14 protein-coding genes are annotated in these 19,734 nt (G+C 32.0%); 13 read left to right on the top strand and 1 reads right to left on the bottom strand.

Features of this window, described 5'->3' with window-relative positions:
- Window positions 1–40 precede the first annotated feature (40 nt).
- The 10 genes from OLM54_RS16695 (at window position 41) to atpG (ending at window position 8,935) form a co-directional block, all read left to right on the top strand.
- A complete protein-coding gene (locus tag OLM54_RS16695; protein WP_264535706.1) occupies window positions 41–2,659 on the top strand; it encodes a tetratricopeptide repeat protein in 2,619 nt (872 codons plus the stop codon).
- Window positions 2,660–2,663: 4 nt separating this feature from the next.
- Window positions 2,664–3,074 (top strand): bactofilin family protein, encoded by a 411-nt coding sequence (locus OLM54_RS16700; RefSeq protein ID WP_264535707.1) that lies wholly within the window; start codon window positions 2,664–2,666, stop codon window positions 3,072–3,074.
- Entirely contained in the window at window positions 3,040–3,267 is a 228-nt protein-coding gene (locus OLM54_RS16705; RefSeq protein WP_055096813.1) for an AtpZ/AtpI family protein, read from the top strand. Before OLM54_RS16700 ends, OLM54_RS16705 begins: the two co-directional genes overlap by 35 nt.
- Window positions 3,268–3,324: 57 nt before the next feature.
- Complete coding sequence (locus OLM54_RS16710) at window positions 3,325–3,717, top strand: hypothetical protein (protein ID WP_264535708.1); 393 nt, start codon at window positions 3,325–3,327, stop codon at window positions 3,715–3,717.
- A gap of 117 nt (window positions 3,718–3,834) precedes the next feature.
- A complete protein-coding gene (atpB, locus tag OLM54_RS16715) occupies window positions 3,835–5,007 on the top strand; it encodes a F0F1 ATP synthase subunit A (RefSeq protein ID WP_264535709.1) in 1,173 nt (390 codons plus the stop codon).
- Between the two features lie 33 nt (window positions 5,008–5,040).
- Window positions 5,041–5,238, top strand: coding sequence for an ATP synthase F0 subunit C (atpE, locus tag OLM54_RS16720; RefSeq protein WP_008465835.1), 198 nt, complete (start codon window positions 5,041–5,043; stop codon window positions 5,236–5,238).
- Window positions 5,239–5,328: 90 nt separating this feature from the next.
- Entirely contained in the window at window positions 5,329–5,829 is a 501-nt protein-coding gene (locus OLM54_RS16725; protein WP_264535710.1) for a F0F1 ATP synthase subunit B, read from the top strand.
- A gap of 4 nt (window positions 5,830–5,833) precedes the next feature.
- Window positions 5,834–6,367 carry an ATP synthase F1 subunit delta gene (atpH, locus tag OLM54_RS16730; RefSeq protein WP_264535711.1) on the top strand — a complete coding sequence of 178 codons (534 nt, stop codon included), beginning with the start codon at window positions 5,834–5,836 and terminating at the stop codon, window positions 6,365–6,367.
- 38 nt (window positions 6,368–6,405) lie between these two features.
- Window positions 6,406–7,983: a F0F1 ATP synthase subunit alpha gene (atpA, locus tag OLM54_RS16735; RefSeq protein ID WP_264535712.1), complete on the top strand. Its 1,578-nt coding sequence runs from the start codon at window positions 6,406–6,408 to the stop codon at window positions 7,981–7,983.
- A 91-nt stretch (window positions 7,984–8,074) separates the two neighbouring features.
- Window positions 8,075–8,935: an ATP synthase F1 subunit gamma gene (gene atpG, locus OLM54_RS16740; protein WP_264535713.1), complete on the top strand. Its 861-nt coding sequence runs from the start codon at window positions 8,075–8,077 to the stop codon at window positions 8,933–8,935.
- Between the two features lie 87 nt (window positions 8,936–9,022).
- On the opposite strand, the gene OLM54_RS16745 is transcribed toward atpG, so the two are convergent.
- Window positions 9,023–15,976, bottom strand: coding sequence for a T9SS type B sorting domain-containing protein (locus tag OLM54_RS16745; protein ID WP_264535714.1), 6,954 nt, complete (start codon window positions 15,974–15,976; stop codon window positions 9,023–9,025).
- 1,266 nt (window positions 15,977–17,242) lie between these two features.
- Here OLM54_RS16745 and OLM54_RS16750 point away from each other — a divergent pair.
- The 3 genes from OLM54_RS16750 (at window position 17,243) to dut (ending at window position 19,709) form a co-directional block, all read left to right on the top strand.
- Complete coding sequence (locus OLM54_RS16750; RefSeq protein WP_264535715.1) at window positions 17,243–17,689, top strand: GNAT family N-acetyltransferase; 447 nt, start codon at window positions 17,243–17,245, stop codon at window positions 17,687–17,689.
- Window positions 17,690–17,784: 95 nt separating this feature from the next.
- Window positions 17,785–19,245, top strand: a complete 1,461-nt coding sequence (locus OLM54_RS16755) for a lipopolysaccharide biosynthesis protein (protein ID WP_264535716.1) — start codon at window positions 17,785–17,787, stop codon at window positions 19,243–19,245.
- Between the two features lie 29 nt (window positions 19,246–19,274).
- A complete protein-coding gene (gene dut, locus OLM54_RS16760) occupies window positions 19,275–19,709 on the top strand; it encodes a dUTP diphosphatase (RefSeq protein ID WP_264535717.1) in 435 nt (144 codons plus the stop codon).
- Window positions 19,710–19,734: the final 25 nt, after the last annotated feature.

Consider the following 19,734-nt stretch of genomic DNA (forward strand, 5'->3'; position numbering starts at 1 on the left):
AATCCTTTTTAGAAGTTAATTGATTTAAAAATCTTTTCTATTGAAAAAGAATACTCTTAAATATAGTTCTGCATTAGTGTTTTTATTTATTTTGATAGCTTGTTCTACCAAGAAAAATACTTTTTTGTCCAGAAACTCGCATGCTTTAAGTACAAAATATAATATTTTGTACAATGGCGGTATTGGTTTAGATAAAGGTTTAAAGTCAATTCAGGCTGATAATCAGGATAATTTCTGGAAGATGCTGCCTATTGAAAAAATGCAGGTTGATGAAGGTTTTGCTGAAGAAGGAAAAACAAAAAATCCTGATTTTGAAAAAGCAGAAACCAAAGCTACAAAAGCCATTCAAAAGCATTCGATGAATATTGGAGGCAGAGAAAAAAACTCCCAAATTGATGAAGCTTATTTAATGTTAGGAAAAGCCAGATACTACGACCAAAGGTTTATTCCGGCTCTGGAAGCGTTCAATTATATTTTATACAAATACCCAAACAGCAGCAATATTTATACGGCAAAAATTTGGCGTGAAAAAACCAATATGCGCCTGGGAAATGACGCTATTGTAATTAAAAACATTAAACTCTTATTAAAAAATACGGATTTAAATAAGCAAACATTTTCAGATGCTAATGCTTTATTGGCGGAGGCTTTTTTAAATTTAGAAGAAAGAGACAGCGCGGTTGCGAAACTTAGAATTGCCGAAGAATTTTCGAGAGTAAATGAAGACAAAGCCCGATACCGTTTTATTCTTGGGCAAATGTATCAGGAAGTTGGAAAAAAAGACAGCGCCTTTTATTTTTATGATGAAGTAATTGATATGAATCGTAAAGCCGACAGAAAATACATGATGCATTCTTATGCAAAAAAGGCTCAAATGTATGATTATGAAAATGGCAATGACACGATATTTATAGAAACCTACAATAAGCTGGTTAAAGATCGTGAGAACAGACCATATTATGATGTTCTTTTTTATGAAATGGGTGTTTTTTATGATAAAAGAAAAGAACAAAAAAGTGCGTTGGAATTCTACAATAAATCGTTGGCAAGAAAATCTAAAGATTCTTATTTAATAGCTTCGACTTATAGAAATATTGGTGACATGTATTTTAAAAATACAGATTATACAATGGCTGCCAAATATTATGACAGTACATTGGTAAAATTAGAACCAAAATCGAGAGAGTACGCTTTTATTCAAAAAAACCGAAAAAATCTGGATGATGTCATTAAATATGAAGCAATTGCAAAACGTAATGACAGTATTATAAAAGTACACGATTTGCCGGCACCGGATCGAAAAATTTATTTTGAAAATTATATCGCTGAGCTGAAAAAGAAAGATGAAGCCAAACGTATTTTAGAAGAAAAAGAAAAGGAAAAATTAGCGAATATAGAACGCAATACAAATTCTGACAATGGACCGGCGGCAGTAAACCCAAATTCGTTAGGAAAACCTTCTGATCCTAATGTTGGCTCAATTATTCCGCCTGACGGAAATACTACTGCAAGCACTTTTTATTTTTATAACCCAACAACTGTTGCGTACGGAAAATTGCAATTTAAAAAAATGTGGGGAAGTAATAGAACTTTAGGTACCAACTGGAGACTGGCAGCTGTAAAAGCGGCAAATAATGCGGCTTTAAATGATACTTTAAGTATTGATCCTGATATAGCAAATGCAGTAAAAGATACGATCGTTATTGAAAAGTATACAACAGAGTTTTATGAAAAGCAGCTTCCAACATCTCAAATTGTAATGGATAGTATTGGTAAGGAACGCAATTTTGCTTATTATCAATTAGGGCTTATTTATAAAGAAAAATTTAAAGAATATAATTTAGCAAGCGATAAACTGGAGCAGTTATTAAAAAACAATCCGGAAGAAAAATTGGTTTTGCCTACAATGTATAATTTGTATAAAATCTACCAGATTACTAATCCTGCGAAAGCCGAAGCTGTAAAAGCAAAAATTACAGGAACGTATCCAAATTCGAGATATGCTCAAATTTTGAATAAAACAAGCGAAGAAGATTTAATTACGCCGGACAAAGAATACAATAAATGGTATAAGTTGTTTGAAGAAGAACAGTTTAATGTTGTTTTAGAAAATATTGATAATTTGATTAACCAATATTCCGGTGATGAAATTGTTTCAAAATATGAATTACTGAAAGCGAATACTTTAGGAAAAGTAGAAGGATTGGCTGCTTATAAAAAAGGTCTTGAAGCAGTTGCAGATAATTATCCGAATACGGAAGAAGGCAGAAATGCCCGTGAAATTCTTGAAAAACAAGTTCCGGGTTTAGAGAAACTTGATTTTACGGCAGTTGATAGTAAAAACTGGAAAATTTTATATTTAATTCCTGCTAACGATTCTCAGACACGTAAAAAAATTGAAGAAGCAATTCGAGTATTTTTGTTAGTTGAAAATTATGAGAGATTAACAACTTCTGTGGACAAGTACAATAAAACCTACAATTTTGTAGTTATCCATGGAATGAAATCGGAAGGTTATGCAAACGATGTTGTGGGAATTTTAAGAGATGATAAAAAATATAAAATTGCACACAAGCCAATTATTATTTCTAGTGACAATTACAAAGTAGTTCAAATCAAGAAAAATCTTGACGCATATTTAGCCCCAAAAAACCCATAATCGCATGTTTGATAAAGTAAAAAAACCAGGAACGGAACTTTTAGGAAAAACCAACAGAATTGTTGAAGGAACTTCTATAATAGGAGATATTGTTTCTAAAGCCGATTTTCGGTTAGACGGAGAGTTAATAGGAAACTTTACGTCGCAAGGAAAATTAGTTATTGGAGCAACAGGAGTTGTTAAAGGAGAAATTGTTTGTAATAGCGCAGATATTGAAGGCGAATTTCAAGGCAAAATAAAAGTTTTGGAAATCCTTAATATAAAAGCATCAGCGCATATTCATGGAGAAGTAGCCGTTGGAAAATTGTCTATTGAACCGGGAGCCGAATTTACGGCTACATGTACAATGTTGGCAAATACTAAAGAAGTAATAGTAAAAGATGGAAAAGGAGCCGAACAAAAACAGAAGGAATAAATGGTTGCCGCTCATAAATATTCCTGTTCAAATGGGAATTATTATTTTTTTGTTTTCATATTTTGGATCTTGGTTAGATGAAAATCATCCAAGTCCAAAAGTTTATTATAATACTATTTTCGTTATGCTTGGTGTTGGTCTTGCCTTATACAATGTAATCAGACAGGTAAATGACATTAACAAAACAAAGTAAATTATCTTTAAAAACAGCTTTAAATAAATATTGCATCTTTGCATAAAATTTATTTTCATGTTTTTAAAAATTTACAGACCTATATTACAATTATTCTTTTTAGCTTTGGCAGCCTACATTTTGCACAAAGCAGCTTTCTTACTTTTAAAAGTTAACCCCCAAAACTTTTATTATAGTATAGAATTTTTGTATTTAATTTTTTTCGGAATATCCGCATTGTTATACCTTATATTATTAATAGTAAAAAAGAAGAATTTTGAAATTGTTGGAATGGTTTTCCTGTTTGGAACCTTTACACAAATGTTATTAGGATATTTAATTTTACGACCTATTTTAGAAAGCAAATCTGAAGAGGTCATGATTGAAAAAATCAGTTTTTTTATAACATTTATTTTATTTTTGTTATTTGAAACGCTTTTAACTGTCCGATTATTAAATGAAAAGCGTTAAAATAGCGATTCTGTAAAACAAGGTTCAAAAATAATTTTTCATATCCTTTTGAATATTAATAAAAAATGTACCTTTGCACCAAATTTCAGAAACGTAAAAATAAGATTTTTAACAGATATGGTGATTTCAAACAGACCTCTTAAATTTATTCTTGCAGCTTTAGTAGCTTGTCTTCCGGCATCGGGTTTTGCAAACTCAGAGAATGACTCAACGCATGTACAAACTGAGGTAGCTCATGAAGAGAAAGTAGTTTCGCATGATAATGCTGAAGCAGAACATGTAGCACAGGATCCAAAAGCAAAAGTGGACGCTTTTATTGATCATCACTTACAAGATTCTCATGATTTTGTTTTCTTTTCAGATGAGAAAGAAAATAAACATTATGGTTTTCCATTACCGGTTATTCTTATTGACGGAGGTTTGAAAATTTTCTCGTCTTCAAAATTACACCATGGTGAAGAAGTTGCAGAAGTTGATGGAAATTTCTACAAACTTGTTCACGGTAAAATATACAAAACAGATGCTGCCGGAACAATTACTTTTAATGAGCACGGACATCCTGAAAATGAAAAACCACTGGATTTTTCTATTACAAAAAATGTTGTGTCAATGCTTTTTGTTGCAGTGTTATTATTCTTCATGTTTACAGGTTTAGCAAAATCATATAAAAAAGGACCAATCCCAACAGGATTTGGAAGGGTATTAGAGCCGCTAATTATTTTTATCAGAGACGAAATCGCTGTTCCAAATATTGGTGAGAAAAAATACAGAAAATATATGGGTTACTTATTAACCGTGTTTTTCTTTGTGTGGATGTTAAACTTATTAGGCATGACTCCGCTGGGAATTAACGTTACAGGAAATATTGCCATTACAGTTTGTTTAGCAATGTTTACTTTTATCATTACTCAATTTAGTGCTAACAAAGATTATTGGGGACACATCTTCTGGATGCCGGGAGTTCCTGTACCAATGAAAATTATCCTTGCACCAATCGAGGTGTTAGGAACACTAACAAAACCATTTGCATTATTAATTCGTTTGTATGCAAATATCACTGCGGGTCACGTAGTAATTATGAGTTTAATTGCAATGATTTTTGTTGGAAAAAATTTAGCTGCAGATTTGCCAATCTCTATGGGATTAACATTATTTATTTCTGTTATCGAAGTTTTGGTTGCATTCTTACAAGCATTCATTTTTACAATGTTATCATCATTATTTATTGGTATGGCTGTTCAGGATCATGATCATGCACACCACCATGAAGATGAAACAGCAATTATTTAATTTAGAAGTTTAATTTTATATATATAAATACTTATGGGAACAATTCCAACTTTAGTAGGTGCAGGTTTAGTAGTAATCGGTGCAGGTTTAGGTTTAGGTAAAATCGGTGGATCTGCTATGGACGCGATTGCTCGTCAGCCAGAAGCTGCTGGTAAAATTCAAACTGCGATGATTATTATCGCGGCTTTATTAGAAGGTTTAGCATTTGCTGCTTTAATCTTAGGAAAATAATAAAGAAGAAAATAACAACATCTTTAACGGTTGGTTAAAGGTGTTGTTACCTTTTAAAAAAAGAAATTAAATATTTTAATATAGTATAAAATGGATAAGTTAATTAACGATTTTTCATTCGGTTTATTCTTTTGGCAAGCTTTAATCTTGTTGGTTTTAATTTTACTTTTAGTAAAATTTGCCTGGAAACCTATCATGCAATCTATCACAGATAGAGAAGAAGGTATTAAAGATGCATTACTTTCTGCTGAAAATGCAAAGAGAGAAATGGAAAACTTGCAAGCTGATAATCAAAGAATTTTGAATGAAGCTCGTGCTGAACGTGACGCGATGCTAAAAGAAGCTCGTGAAATGAAAGAGAAAATGATAGCTGATTCTAAAAACGAAGCACAGGTGCAAGGTCAAAAAATGATCGAGCAGGCAAAAGCTGCTATCGAAAATGAAAAAAATGCTGCTATGGCCGAATTGAAATTACAAGTTTCAACTTTATCATTAAGCATTGCTGAAAAATTGTTGAAAGATGAATTATCTAACAAAGAATCTCAAACTAAATTAGTGGAGAAAATGTTAGGTGACGTAAAGTTAAACTAAGATTATGGCAAGTACAAGAGCAGCAATTCGTTATGCAAAAGCAATTCTGGACTTAGCAAACTCTAAAGGTGTTGCCGAAGTTGTCAATAACGACATGAAATCAATTGCATCAGCAATTGAAACAAATGAAGAATTGAGTACGTTTATTCAAAACCCAACTACAAAAGTTGAAGTGAAACAAAGTGCTCTTTTAGAAGTTTTTGCAGATGTAAATGGAGTAACTAAAGGTTTATTTCATTTATTATTTGAAAATAAAAGATTCGAAATTTTAGAAGCAATTGCTTTAGAATATAAAAAATTATTTGACATAAATAATGGAGTTGAAGTAGCAACAGTTACTACAGCAATTGCAATGGATGCTGCATTAGAAGCTAAAGTTTTGGCGAAAATTGCAACATTGTCAGATAAAAAAATAACAATTGAAAATATCGTAGATCCATCAATTATTGGAGGATTTATTTTAAGAATAGGTGATAATCAATACAATGCTTCTGTTGCAAACAGATTGCAGGTATTAAAAAGAGAGTTAAGTAATTAGTTTTATTACACATAAAAGTGTCTAAATTATAAATTAAGATGGCGGAAATCAAACCTGCTGAAATTTCAGCAATATTAAGAAAGCAAGTAGAAGGTTTTGAATCTGGTGCTACGCTAGAAGAAGTAGGAACAGTACTTCAAGTTGGAGACGGTATTGCTCGTATTTACGGGCTATCGAATGTACAATATGGTGAGTTAGTTGAATTTGATAACGGACTTGAAGCTATTGTATTGAACCTTGAAGAAGATAATGTTGGTGTGGTACTTTTAGGACCATCAACAGGAATCAAAGAAGGATCAACAGCAAAAAGAACACAACGTATCGCTTCTCTTAAAGTAGGTGAGCAAATGGTAGGACGTGTAGTAAACACTCTTGGTTTTCCAATTGATGGAAAAGGACCAATTGGCGGAGACTTATACGAAATGCCTTTAGAAAGAAAAGCTCCTGGAGTTATCTTCCGTCAGCCAGTTACTGAGCCATTACAAACTGGAGTAAAAGCAGTTGATGCTATGATCCCGGTTGGTCGTGGACAACGTGAGCTTGTTATTGGTGACCGTCAAACAGGTAAATCTACTGTTTGTATCGATACAATCTTAAATCAAAAAGAATTTTACGATGCAGGAAAACCTGTATTTTGTATATATGTTGCAATTGGGCAAAAAGCTTCAACTGTAGCAGGAATCGCTAAAATGTTAGAAGAAAAAGGAGCAATGGCTTATACCGTTATTGTTGCAGCAAACGCTTCTGACCCAGCTCCAATGCAAGTTTATGCTCCTTTCGCAGGTGCTGCAATTGGAGAATATTTTAGAGATTCAGGTCGTCCGGCTTTAATTGTTTATGATGATTTATCTAAACAAGCTGTTGCTTACCGTGAAGTTTCTCTTTTATTAAGAAGACCACCGGGACGTGAAGCATATCCTGGAGACGTTTTCTACTTACACTCTCGTTTATTAGAGCGTGCTTGTAAAGTAATTGCTGATGACGGAATTGCTAAAAACATGAACGATTTACCAGATTCTATCAAGTCTATCGTAAAAGGTGGCGGTTCATTAACTGCATTGCCAATTATCGAAACTCAGGCTGGTGACGTTTCTGCATATATCCCAACAAACGTAATTTCGATTACAGATGGTCAGATTTTCCTTGATGGAGATTTGTTCAACTCTGGAGTTCGTCCTGCTATTAACGTAGGTATCTCTGTATCTCGTGTTGGAGGTAATGCTCAAATTAAATCAATGAAAAAAGTTTCTGGAACTTTAAAATTAGATCAGGCTCAATTCCGTGAATTAGAAGCTTTCGCTAAATTTGGTTCTGATTTAGATTCAGTTACTTTAAATGTAATTGAAAAAGGAAAAAGAAACGTTGAAATCTTGAAACAAGGTTTAAATGATCCTTATCCTGTTGAAAATCAAGTTGCAATTATTTACGCTGGTTCTAAAAACTTATTGAGAAACGTTCCTGTAAATAAAGTAAAAGAATTTGAAGCAGATTTCTTAGCTTACTTAAACAGCAAACATAAAGATACGCTTAACGCGTTGAAAGCTGGTAAGTTAGATGACAACATTACTGATGTTATCGAAAAAGCAGCAAAAGAAATTTCAGCAAAATATATCTAATTAGAGAATTCGTAAATTAGATAATTAGAAAATATCTCAAGAGAATTTCAAATTATCTAATTTTCAAATTGTCACATTTTTTAATCGACAAATGGCAAATTTAAAGGAAATCCGTAATAGAATTACTTCCGTTTCATCGACGATGCAAATTACATCGGCAATGAAAATGGTTTCTGCAGCAAAGCTTAAGAAAGCACAAGATGCGATCACTGCGATGCGTCCTTATGCCGAGAAATTAACGGAGTTGTTGCAAAACCTTTCTGCTACACTTGATGGTGAAGTTGGAGGTGATTATACAACACAACGTGAAGTAAAAAAAGTATTGCTTGTAGCTATAACTTCAAACAGAGGTTTATGTGGTGCATTTAATGCAAATATTATTAAAGAAGTTAAAAATCGTGCTGCTTTTTATGCAGGAAAACAAGTTGATGTTTTTCCTATTGGTAAAAAAGGAAATGATGCACTAAGTAAATCTTTTAAAGCACACGGTCACCATAATGCAATTTTTGATCATTTAACTTTTGAAAATGTTGCTGGAATTGCTGATAATCTTACTGAAAAATTCTTATCAGGAGAATATGACAGAATTGAATTAATCTACAATCAATTTAAAAATGCTGCGACACAAATCGTTCAAACAGAACAATTTTTGCCTTTAGCGCCAATTAAATCTGATGTACCGGTTTCTACTGGAGATTATATTTTCGAACCTTCAAAAGAAGAAATTGTATTGACTTTGATTCCAAAATCATTGAAAACACAATTGTATAAAGGTATTCGCGATTCATTTGCTTCAGAACACGGAGCGCGTATGACAGCTATGCACAAAGCAACTGACAACGCAACTGAATTGAGAAACCAATTGAAATTGACTTACAATAAAGCACGTCAGGCCGCAATTACTAATGAGATCTTAGAGATCGTTGGTGGAGCAGAAGCTTTGAACGGATAATTTATTTAAGAATACAAAAAGAGCCGACAAGTAGTTGTCGGCTCTTTTTTTTTAGAATTGATTTCTATTTTAAAAAATCTTAATCAATTATCTGTAAAGGGTAAAATGTCCTGTAAACTCTCTGTCATCTTTAGAGTCGTTGAGCTTTAATATATACCAGTAATCTCCAGATGGTAATTCATTACCATTATATTTTCCATCCCATTTTTGACCTAACTTATAATTAGCTATTATTCTACCATATCTATCTACGATAGTGTAGGTTAAGTTTTTAAAATTTACTGAACATCCAGGTTCCCATTCATCATTAATCCCATCACCATTTGGTGTAAAATGATTAGGAATACAAAGATCAATATATTCAAAATATTTTGAAACTGTAGTCGTACATCCATTTTTATCTGTTACCGTAACAATATAAATTTGAGATTGATAAAAAATTAATTTATTAATTGTGCTAAAGGATTTTTCACTAAATGAGTATTTATATGGTGCTTGACCACCGGTAACTGTTGCTACAATTTCATTTAATGCTCCATTATTCAATGTTAATCTTAAAGGTTGAATATCCTTTACGGTGAATGGCAATGTTGTTTGTTCACAACCATTTGTATGTCTGGCTCTGATTGTATGTACTCCGGGTGCAATATTTTTAAATACATTATCACGTTGATATGTAGTTGTATTATCTAATGCATAATCGATATCATCTAAATCAATGTTATCTGCCTGAATTGAAATAGTTACAGAATTTATTGTTTCATTTTTTATACAATAATAAGTGATTTCTGTTTGAGGTTTAAATATGACAGCGTTTTCCATATTCACTTCAATTTCTGTTATACAACCGACGGCATCTTTAATAAAGACCTTATATTTTTTACCACCAACAAGTTCTGTAAAATCATATTGTGAATCTGGGATCTCTTTATAAGGTCCGTCTGAATTATCAAGACTCACACTATATGGAAGAGTTCCTCCAAAAATTGAAATACTAAATTCACCATTTTTATCTCCTTCACAAATTTCCTGTAACACTGGATTAATAACTTTGGCTTGTAAAACATCTGGTTCCTTTATTTCTAAAATTAATTGTTCGCTTCCTGAACAACCTAATTCGTCCTGAGCTAAAATTTGATAAGTACCGGGAGATAAGTTATCAAACTCAAATTTATCTTCAAACTGTGATAAGTTTGGGGAGATAGCATATTTAATAAGACCAGTTCCGCCTGTGGCTGTAATTTTAATTTTACCGTCATTAGCTCCATTACAAGTAATATCAATTGCGTTGCCAGTAAAGATAAGAGGCGGTGGTTCATTGATTAAAAAATTGACCTGATCAGTACATCCTGATATATTATCGGTAACGCTGAAAGTATATTTCCCTTTTGATAAATCTGCAAAAGATATTAGATTCCCTGTTTGAGAAGATGTTAATCCTGATATATTAGGTATAAGCTCATACGTATAATTAGTTGAAGATATAAAGTTGCTTACGATAAAAGATATTGATCCTGTATTTTTGCCATTGCACATTATATCAATATGTGATTGTACATCTATATTAATTTGTGGTGCTTTTAAAACTTCAATAGATTTTGTTACGGAACATTTTGAAACATTATCAGTTGCCTTAATTTGATAAGTGCCTGGTGATAATCCTGAAAAAATCCCTGTAGAATTTGGTTGAGCAATCCCAATAGGATTTATAATTTCGTAAGTATATAAAGAACCAGTTGTTGCGCCTATTATATTATTTACAGTAACTGTTGCAACAGCACCAATAGTATTACAATAGATAGGCGTTGCTGAAATTTCTAAATCTCTTGGAGGATTATACCCAGGAACAAACACACTACCTGTAACTTTACAACCGTTTTCATCTTTAATGATATAGTTTATTGTTTGTTCAGAATTTACAGCAATAGAATTTTTTGTATTAGAGAAAGTAGTTCCATTATCGAAACTATAACTATATAATTCATTTTCTTTAATTGGATTAAGTTTTACAACAGCATCAAGCAACTCATTGTCAATAGAACATCTAAACGGAGTTAATTCTATTTTAATTTCCGGAGCTTTTAACTTCTTTAAGGTCAGTTTTTTAATCTCGAAGCAATTTGTTGTTTTACTTTGAAATCGGACCCAAATTTCTGTTATTCCCACATGAATATTATAGTTCGACAAATTCGATTTTGGAATTGAATTGATGAGTGTTGGGTTTTGCGCATCAGATAAATTAGTATAAAAAACAATTTCTAAATCGTCCAGCAAATTAGAATATTCAGGAATGCTATTGATCTGAGAAGTCATATGCTTAACTTCATCCAATAGATTTAAAATACTTTCTGTTTTTCCGTCAGATTCAAATTCACAAATACTCGCGCTTATGTAATCATTTGCCTTAATATACGGGTATATTTTTAGTTTGATTGAAGCAATATTATCACAATAACCAGCGGCATTAACCCTGACATATACAATATGTTCGTAAATATTTAGATTTCTCCAATTGGTAAAGTTGATTATTTCATTGGTGCTATTTTGCGCGTCATTTTTGGTAGGATAATATTTAAATCCAACATTTGTGTCTGTAGAAATGTTGAGTTTTACAGAACTTAAATCAAAATTTATTTTTCCGTCATTGTCTGATTCATCACATTTAAAAAGCTCCGGCTGGATTGAATTTACAGAAACTTTTTTATTAATCTGGAATTGTATACCTACAACAGAGAAACATCCGGTATTATCTTTTTTGTCAATACGTGCATAAATAGTATGGGAATCGGAAAAATTTCCGGATAGTACATCTGCTTCTGTAAAAGTATAATTTAAATTATTAACTGTATTTCCGTTTCCTGCAACAGCATCAAGTTGGTTTTTATAATAAGTATAGATGTATAGATTTTCAAGATTAGATTCTCCGTTAATTATTCGGGTTTTAAAAACATGTAAATCAGGAATGACATATTCTCCATCCAGTTTCCCATCCGTTTCATCGCAAACGGCCTCATATATATCCTGTGCTTTAGGAGTATCATAAATAATTACACTCAATTTTTTAATGATATAGCACCCCGTTGCTTTAGAGGCAAATTTTATCCAGATTTCACTTTTACTGGTTGCGATAAATCGTGTTATGTCCAGATTTAAAATAACATTATTTACTGCATTAGCTCGTGAGTTGTGATAACTTATGGCAAAATCATTTAGGTTTGAAGATGCTGTTATCATTTGTGGAGGGTAATTTCGTAAATCAACTTCCTTAGACATTTCTCCATTTCCGCACGCAATAATTTCAGAATCTATGATAACATTTTCCAGAGAAGGAGTTTGTTCGAAAATAATTGGTTTGATAGAAAAACATCCGGTTGGTGTATAAATTACTCTCACCCAAATTGTTTTAGGAAATGAAGTTATCGTATAAGCAGAAGATACTTTGCCAAAACTTCCTCCTGCAATAGCATCATTTTCAGAAGTGTCATAATAAGTAAATGTATGATTAGCAGTTATTGGAAATCCTAAAATATCATCTCTGTATTTATCTAATATCACATTTTCTTTAATTGCAGCATTTTCATTCCCTGTATTATTATTACAAATTGTATAAACCAGCGGTTTTGTTTCTAATTCGGGAGACTTTACCAGATCAAATTTCAGTTCAACTATTATTGGGCAATCTCCGATATTTTGAGCAACATTAACCCAAACAGAATTAGCTGAAGTTCCTTCAATAGCAGCAATCAAAGATGTTGTGTTAGCTATGGATTCTGCCTGCGTTTTATAAAATTTATAAACCATACCGGCTGAAAGACTTGGATTGTTAGCAATAAGTTGATCCTTTATATAACTAGCGGTTAAAAGTTCCTTACCATCATTTTCAAAATCACAACTTTTAATAATGGTATTAGTAAGTACCGGAGTTTTAATAAGATTGACATTAAAAGATACTATTTTCCAACAGGTAGTAATTTTATCGTATACCCGAACATAAATAGTCGTGGGAGAAACCGTTACCAGATAATTTACTGCCAATATATTAGAAATAAAAAATGGTGAACCTTCATTTCCTGCCTCTGCGGCAGACAAAGTAGCGTATAAAGTAATTTCAGCATTTGGATCACTGCTTACCAGTCCTTCATTTAAATTCACAAATTCCTGATTATCATTATTTACATCACATATAAGTAAGTTTTTAAGAACAGGCAAAGCTACAGCAGTAGTAAACTGAAATTTAACTTCAACTATAACAGGACATTCCTCATTTATGTTGAGTCTTGCAAATACAGACATTTGCAAAGGATTGATCTCAAAATTAGTGAGATTAGAAATATAATTTGTTGCTCCTGAATGAGCTTGAACCAAAGTTCGATAGTATCGTATTGGAGTTTGTAATTTGCTTAATTGTGTGGCTGACAGTTCATTTTTTATATCTGTTTCATTATTACTTATTTTAATTATGTCTACAATTTCTTTTTTATCATCATCAAAATCACAAACTACATAAGCAGGATTTATTGATTTTTCGATAATAGGAACCAGATTAAAATTTAGTTCATGGGTATAAATACAACCATAATATTTTACATAAACATATATCGTTGTCTGGGAACGAATTAAATTTATGTCGGTTATAATTTTAGTAATATTACTTGGGTCAGCTTCATAATTATTCAAATCTTCCAAGGCAGCAAAAAAATGTATTGTTGCTCCGGGATATTCTGCTTCCAATGCCATTTGCCATTTTGGTTTTGGATCGTAATTTGACTTTATAGTAATGATTTCTTTTCCGTCATTATAGATATCACATATTTCAAAAGTGCTCGGATTTATTGTTGCTTTTTTTGATGCACTTACCGGAAAATTGACATACGATTCTATCCCGCTATTATTTATTTTATATCGTGCCTGAACTACTTTAAAAAAAGGAGGTGAAAAAATATAAGTATAAGGAGCCATATCCGTAAGCAGGGAATTGTTGGCAGAATCATAAAACCCAATCAGGGTAATATCGGATAAAGTCAATCCTCCCTGTAAATAGAATTTGAGATAATCTACATCCAGATTCACTGTAAATGAAGTTTCATTTGTATCACAAATAGCGCCACCACCACCGCCGGGACCGCCGGGACCAGTTGCTGTTCCTCCTCCGCCACCGCCACCTCCGCCAGGCGAGCCGTCACAATCATCATCTGCTGCAAGTGAAATTTGCGTATATGCATCACAATAACCAACAGCTGTTGCCTTTACATAAATAGTAGTATTCATAGTCAAAGTTGCAGAAGCAGGATTGAGTATTTTATAAGAAGCAGCATAACTGGAATTAGTATAATATTCAAGGTTTATTCCTGTAATTGGAGAATCCAGAAGTTGTGCTTCATGCTGAGTTAAATTATAATTTTTTATTAATTGCCCCTCCGTTACATTACAAATTAAAAAAGCTTTATCTGGTGTTTTTACTTTTATATACTGTTTTAGTTTTATTTTAAATGGAACAATAGTATAGCAATCCGGATCATTATATGAAGTATTCCATACTCGTAAATACAAGGTTTTTGTATTATCAGATTCTCCGTTAACATCTAAAGGATAAGCCGTATAATTGGTTATTTCAGGATTACCATTATTAGCAGCTTCCTGAGATTCAAAATATTTATAAGTAATTCCATTTAACCCCGTAATGCCCAGAGTATTTAAATTAATGGTTTCTTTTCCATCATTATTTTCATCACATTTTTCAAAGAATTGATTCGGAGTAATTATCGGTTTTTTATTTAATTTCAGATTTAACTTTGTGGTACTGTAACAAACTCCACTTTTTAATACCTTGACATATATTGTTTTATTATTCGAAAAAGAATACGCATTTTTAGAATCAGATATTGGAATTGTAAGATTTTGATCTTCAAAATAAGAGAAGGAAAGTGACGAATCGGGATTTATTTCTGGTTCATACAAAGTTAAATCCAGCGTATAACTTTCGCCATTATTTACGCAAAAGGCAGCTGTTGTAATTTCTTTCGCGGTTGGGAAATCCTGAGAAAATTGTACTTCTATAGTATCTGTAACCCAAACTGGAGTACACAAATTATAAGTTACGGTTACTTCATATTTTGCATTTTGAGTGGGATAAACCAGTATGTTTTCCAAATTTCGTGTTCCTGTAATTTCACTTCCATCATTAAACCATTGTATAGCAATATTGGTATTTCCATTTGGAGTAAACCTCCATGCTTCATTATGAGCTTCCCAATTTCCGCTATCTCGTCCAGGAGCAGCAATTCCTGCGCTTGAGTCGTAATTAGTAAGACCTATAGCTGCATTTTTTTGAAATGAATTTCCATCAATGACAGAATTACTACCTTCATTTTTAAAGCGGTCTTTTACATACACATCTATTATGTTGGTTGTTTCATATAAAACAATTTGCGAAGTGGAACTTTTACCAGCCACTCCATAACCATACTGTGGGAGATTATTATAATTAATAATAAATTTTCTGTTAGGAAAATTTCCTTCTTGTCTATATAATATCTTATCTACACCTTGCATATCATGAAAAACTCCGAAAATAGAATTTCTGGTAAGTCCATTAGGAATCGACCCAGAAGGAGCACGATCAGACTTCTGTTCTGTCAAAAGAGTATTAAAATTTACTATTCCGTTATCACTTATTATAATTTGTGAATATAAATTACCGTAAAAACAAAAGGCAAACGGTAAGTTTATAATTTTGCTATAAACATCATCACTCTCACTAATATTAAAAACCTTTTCTCCTCTATCAAAATCTCCAACCGGAGCATAATCAACAGAAGATACATTATAGCTGTTTGTTTCTCTTATCTCAGGATATTGCGCAATTAGTTGAATTCCATTATTAGGTAAAAAATCATAATCACAATCAATATTTATTACAGCCGTGTTTTCTTTGTGATCTTTTATTTTTACCAAAGGAATAGTAACATTTTGCGAAAAAATATTCTTTAAAGGAAATAATAAGAACAGAAAAAGGAATAGTTTGACATTTAGTAATTTCATAATGCTTTATTCATTTAATTAACTCCGATAATAAATAGTAATGAAGCAATGATTTCCTTAAATAATCCAGATTAAAAAGGCTTAGACATTGTCGATGACTATTTTTTAAGAAATTCGGAAAAAGAAAGTTAGATAAGATTATGATAGCACAATAGCCACTATACGTTTTATAAGTAACAGAATAAGGCTTTTGTAGAAGCACTAACTATGAAAAAAAGGCACAAAAAAACCGACAAGTAATTGTCGGCTCTTTCTATTTATAGTAGTTTTTTAGTTTTTCTTTTTAAACTTATAAAACGGTGATTCTCAATTAATCAAAAAAGAGAATCAACACCATTTTATAAAATTTATAGGTAGATTTACGTCTCCGTATTGCTTTGTCTTTTATGGGAACAAACTAGCTTTATTAGTCCCAGTGCTCTGTTTTTTTAAGGGTTACAAATCAGCTGTTATCAAATCCCTACAAAACAAATTTACTATAACAATGTTGTTGGATTATTATATGATTTTTAGGTTTTGTTATACATTTATCATTTCATTATTTGAAAAATTAAAAATGTAATATTTCTGATATAAACACAATAAAAAAGAGCCAGCAATTATATTGCTGGCTCTTTTTGTATTAATATATAGTAGTTTTATTTTAAATAAAAATGATTATAAAATGGTGATTCCCAATTTGATCATAAACCGAGAATCAGTACCATTTTATAAATCTAAAAGGCAGATTTATGTCTCTGCAGTGCTTTGTCTTTCATGGGAACAAACTAGCTTTATTAGTCCCAATGCTCTGTTTTTTTAAGGGTTACATTTCAGCAGAATCAATCCCTTGTGCTTTGTCTTTCGTGGGAACAAACTAGCTTTATTAGTCCCAATGCTCTGTTTTTTTAGGGTTACATTTCAGCAGAATCAATCCCTTGTGCTTTGTCTTTTATGGGAACAAACAAGCTTTATCAGTCCCAGTGCTTCCTTTTTTATACGGGTTGTATTTAGCTTTCTCAATCCCTGTGAAGCAAATTTAAGAAGAGACTGTTAAAAAAATGTTACATAATTTTTGACAGGAATTTATATATTTCACATGTTTTAGTTCTTTTTTAGATGTTTAAACTGTAAAACCTCTTAAAATCAAGAGATTATCTCTGTGAGCAATCTATTGTTTCCGTTCAGATACAAACTGTAATTCATCTTTTATTTTGACTAATTAATACTATTTTCAATCCTGAATAATTTGTTTTTTATTAATTTTGACAACTATCTTAAAACATCATGGAATTAAAAATACGAGAACTTACTACAATTCAGGATATGTTGGAAAATATTGAAACCATACGATTTCTTTATCCCAATATTTCCGTTGAGAAATATGAAGATTATCTTTCTCAAATGGTACCACACAATTATATCCAGATTGGAGTTTTTGAAAGTGGAATTTGTCTTGGAATTACCGGATGTTGGTCTGCAACTAAGTTATGGACAGGTAAATATCTTGAAATAGATAATTTTGTTGTTAATCCTGAGTTTCGTTCCAGAGGAATTGGAAAATTGCTTACAGATTATATCGAACAAAAAGCCATAGATTTAGATTGCAGCAGTATTGTTTTGGACGCTTTTACAGGAAATTTTGCTGCACATCGTTTTTACTACAATCAGGGTTATGGTCCAAAAGGATTTCATTTTGTTAAAATTCTGGACGAAAAAAAATTAACCGTATAAAAATATACCGAAGTTTTTTTATTGAATTCAACAAAATCAATAATAAACGAAAGAATTGGTTATTTTTGTGTTACAAACTTTATTACATACATATTTTGGGATTATATAAAAGTCTATTCAAACAAACTGCTATTTACGGATTAGCAACAGTATTACCCCGAATGCTAAGTTTTTTATTAGTACGACTGTATACCGGGATTTTACCAACTGCAGAATACGGAGAAGTTTCGATTGTTTTATCCTGGATGGTTTTCTTTAACGTTGTACTTTCTTATGGAATGGAAACGGCTTTTTTTAGGTTTTACAGCGCCGAAGAAGACAAGAAAAATGTCATTGCAACATCAACAATATCAATATTTTGGTCGTCGATCGGGTTTCTTTTTGCGGCATTAATATTTAGAAATACCTTAGCAAACTGGGCCGAAGTTGACGCGCAATATATAACCTATTCAGTTTGGATATTAGTTTTGGATGCTCTGGTTTTAGTACCATTTTCAAAATTAAGAGCCAACCAGAGACCAATGGTTTATGCAGCAATTAAGATTGGAAATGTGTTCATTAATATGTTGCTGAATTTCTTCTTTTTAATATACTTGCCAAAATTGGCAGCGTCACATCCAAATTCTGTTTGGGATAATTTATATGTAGAAAATTTCCAGATTGCGTATATTTTCATTGCAAATCTGTTGGCAAGTTTAGCCACTTTTGTAGTGCTTTCGCCGAATTATCTTTCACTTGGCAGAAAATTTGATCCAGTACTTTGGAAAAAAATGATGAAATACGGTTTACCAATTTTGGTTGCCGGACTTGCATTTGCAGTTAATGAACATTTTGATAAAATTTTGCTTGGATATTTATTACCAGAAAATTTAGCCAAGTCAGAAGTGGGGGCTTATTCTGCCTGCTATAAATTAGGTTTATTTATGGTTTTGTTTGCAACCGCTTTCAGATTAGGAATTGAGCCATTCTTTTTTAGCCACTCAAAAAACGAAAATGCACCACAAACATATGCTGTAATCACCAAATATTTTGTGATTTTTGGTTCGTTGATTCTATTGGGAGTTATTGTTTTTGCAGATGTTTTAAAATATCTTTTGCTGGATAATAAATCATATTGGGAAGCCATGAAAGTGGTACCTTTAATTATTCTGGCCAATTTCTTTTTAGGAATTTACAACAATTTATCCGTTTGGTATAAGTTAACAGATCAAACAAAAATTGGCGCTTACATTTCTATAGTTGGTGCTATTGTAACATTGGTTTTAAATTATATATTAATTCCAAAATACAGTTATTACGGCTCAGCAATCGCAACAATTTCAGCTTATGGAAGTATGATGTTAATCTCATACATTTTAGGAAATAAATATTATCCAATACCTTATGATATGAATAAAATTGGAGCATATTTAGGAATTTCAATTTTGTTTTCGGCTATTTCTTTTTATGGATTTAGAGAAAATTATTTTGTTGGAATTCCGTTATTATTAGCTTTTATATATTTTGTTTATCATAACGAAAAAGACACCATTAAAGGAATTATGAATAGAAAGTAGTGTTACTTTTTAATCTTTATAAAATAAAAATGAAAATACAAATAATCAATAAGTCACAACACGCATTACCAAATTACGAAACAATTGCTTCGGCAGGAATGGATTTACGTGCCAATTTAACCGAATCAATAGTTTTAAAACCATTAGAAAGAACCATCGTAAAAACAGGACTTTTTATCGAATTGCCAATTGGTTATGAAGCGCAAGTGCGACCAAGAAGCGGCTTGGCAGCAAAAAAAGGAGTAACGGTTTTAAATTCTCCCGGAACTGTCGATGCTGATTACAGAGGCGAAATAGGCGTAATTTTAGTAAATTTATCTAATGATGAATTTGTAATCGAAAACGGAGAACGAATTGCACAATTGATTATTGCCAAACATGAAAGAGCAGAATGGATGGAAGTTGCAGAACTTTCTGAAACTTCAAGAGGCGAAGGCGGTTTTGGAAGCACAGGAGTTAAGTAGTTTTCAGTAATCAGTTTTCAGTCGC

This window comes from Flavobacterium sp. N1736 (assembly GCF_025947065.1).
In the GTDB taxonomy this organism is placed as follows: Bacteria; Bacteroidota; Bacteroidia; order Flavobacteriales; family Flavobacteriaceae; genus Flavobacterium.